Consider the following 2,799-nt stretch of genomic DNA (forward strand, 5'->3'; position numbering starts at 1 on the left):
GGAGATGGGGAGATGGGGAGATGGGGAGAATTATTCTTCCACTCCCCCAATCACTTTCAAGGGTGGTGAAGGGATTGGAAGAATTGTTGAGGCTGAGGGAAAGGCGGCGATTTATGCTTATGCGCGGCAGCTTTTCCTGGGGAATTTGGCGCATTTGCTCACACCAGAGGAGAAAATTACCGTTACGATTATTTTGCCAGAAGGAAGACAATTAGCCGATCGCACATCTAACGCTGCTTTCGGAGTCGTCGAAGGACTCTCCCTACTTGGCACCAGCGGCATTTCTCACCCTCTAAGCGCCTCCAGTCAACTAGACATCTCTTTAGAAGAACTCCGAGAAAAGATCAAAAAACTGAATAACTCCCCCCGGCTCGTCTTCTGCATTGGAGAAAATGGTTTAAACTTTGCTCAGAAGCTTGGCATTTCAACAGAAAGGTTAATCAAGACGGCTAACTGGTTGGGGCCAATGCTCGTAGAAGCTGGAACACAGGGCGTTAGGGAAATTTTGTTGTTTGGTTATCACGGTAAACTGATGAAGTTGGCAGGGGGAATTTTTCACACTCATCATTATCTTGCTGATGGCAGGCAAGAAATTTTGACGGCGCATTGTGCCAAACTAGGTTTACCAACTCCTGTGTTACAAAGGGTCTTTACTGAGTCAACGGCTGATGCAGCTTTAAATTATCTGCGGGCTTTGGATGCTGAAAATGGCAGTAATTGGGTAGAACAAGTTTATGATTCTGTTGCTCAGGCAATTGACGATCGCTCCCAAACTTACATCTATAATCAGATTCAACAGCAAGTGAGCGTAGGTTCAATTTTGTTCGATCGCCAGCGTCAAATCATCATTAAAAGCAAAAACGGTAGTAACTTACTCAATCACTTGTGTTAAATTGGTAAAAATCTTTATAGGATAGCTAGGTAAAATGTAATTTTCTAAGATCAAGTTTGTAAAATCTATCTACATTATTAGGGATTTCTAACAAAGATATAAGAAGACAAACTTTCGTTACTTTTTGGATTTATCAGTGACAGTACAGACATCTCAACCGCTTTCTACCGAATCTTTCGCTGAACTGAACCGCCAAATAATCGTGATTTTAGACTTTGGCTCTCAGTACTCCGAGTTAATTGCTCGTCGGATTCGCGAAACTCAAGTTTATTCCGAAGTTCTTTCCTATCGTACTAGCGTCGAACAACTTAAACAGCTCAACCCTAAAGGGATCATTCTCTCCGGTGGCCCTAATTCAGTTTATGACCCAGGCGCACCCCATTGCGACCCAGGAATTTGGCAATTAGGCATTCCGATTTTGGGAGTTTGCTACGGAATGCAGTTAATGGTGCAGCAACTCGGCGGCGAAGTTAAACGCGCCGAACGAGGTGAGTATGGCAAAGCATCGTTAATTATTGACGATCCCACAGATTTGTTTACTAATGTCGAAGATGGTTCGACTATGTGGATGAGTCATGGAGATTCTTGCACGGCTTTGCCAGCAGGTTTTGCAACTTTGGCGCACACGACGAATACTCCCTGTGCTGCGATCGCGAATTACCAGAAAAAGCTCTACGGTGTACAATTCCACCCAGAAGTTGTTCACTCAGTTTGTGGTTTAGCTTTAATTCGTAACTTTGTTTATCACATTTGTGACTGTGAACCTACTTGGACAACTGCGGCGTTCGTAGAAGAATCAGTGCGGGAAATTCGGGCAAAAGTAGGTGATAAACGAGTATTACTGGCACTTTCGGGCGGTGTAGATTCTTCTACTTTAGCTTTCTTGCTGCACAGAGCGATTGGCGATCGGCTAACTTGTATGTTTATCGACCAAGGTTTCATGCGGAAATATGAGCCAGAGCGATTGGTAAAATTGTTTCACGAACAATTTCATATTCCGGTGGAGTATGTCAACGCACGCGATCGCTTTTTAGAAGCAATTGCCGGAGTTACCGACCCTGAAGAAAAACGCCGCCGCATCGGACACGAATTTATTCGCGTCTTTGAAGAAGAATCAAGAAGACTAGGCCCCTTTGATTATCTCGCTCAAGGTACACTTTATCCAGACGTGATCGAATCTGCTGATACCAATGTCGATCCCAAAACTGGGGAACGGGTAGCAGTGAAAATTAAGAGTCACCACAACGTCGGCGGTTTGCCTAAAGATTTACGATTCAAGTTAATTGAACCGCTGCGGAAACTGTTTAAAGACGAAGTGCGGAAAGTAGGAAGATCGATCGGTTTACCAGAAGAAATCGTCAACAGACATCCTTTCCCCGGCCCCGGACTCGCTATTCGCATTTTAGGCGAAGTTACCAGCGAAAGGTTAAATATTCTCCGCGATGCCGATTTAATCGTGCGTCAGGAAATCAACCGTCACGAAATGTACAGCGAGTTATGGCAAGCATTCGCCGTTCTCCTACCCATTCGTAGTGTTGGCGTAATGGGCGATCAACGTACTTATGCTTATCCGATCGTCCTCCGCTTCGTGAAAAGCGAAGATGGCATGACAGCAGACTGGGCAAGAGTACCCTACGATTTGTTAGAACTGATTGCTAACCGTATTGTTAATGAAGTTGCTGGAGTTAACCGAGTAGTTTACGACATTACTTCTAAACCACCAGGAACGATCGAATGGGAATAAACTAGCAGAGAGACAAGGGGCTCCAGGAGCAGAGAAGCAGAGAAGCAGAGAAGTAGAGGAGCAGAGGAGCAGAGGAGCAGAGGAGCAGAGGAGCAGAGGAGCAGAGGAGAATTAAATTTTCTCCTTGTCCCCTTGTCCCCTTGTCCCCTTGTCTCCTTGTCCC

Annotated in this window: 2 protein-coding genes; both read left to right on the plus strand. The window is 45.1% G+C overall.

What is annotated here, in order from left to right; genetic code table 11:
* Window positions 1-892, plus strand: an 892-nt coding sequence (cbiD, locus tag IQ264_RS32085) for a cobalt-precorrin-5B (C(1))-methyltransferase CbiD (protein WP_193986760.1), incomplete at its 5' end; no start/stop codon positions are given.
* Window positions 893-1,028: 136 nt separating this feature from the next.
* Window positions 1,029-2,636: a glutamine-hydrolyzing GMP synthase gene (guaA, locus tag IQ264_RS32090; protein WP_322744847.1), complete on the plus strand. Its 1,608-nt coding sequence runs from the start codon at window positions 1,029-1,031 to the stop codon at window positions 2,634-2,636.
* The last annotated feature ends 163 nt before the right edge of the window (window positions 2,637-2,799 follow it).

The sequence above is a fragment of the [Phormidium] sp. LEGE 05292 genome (assembly GCF_015207735.1).
GTDB lineage: Bacteria > Cyanobacteriota > Cyanobacteriia > Cyanobacteriales > Aerosakkonemataceae > Floridanema.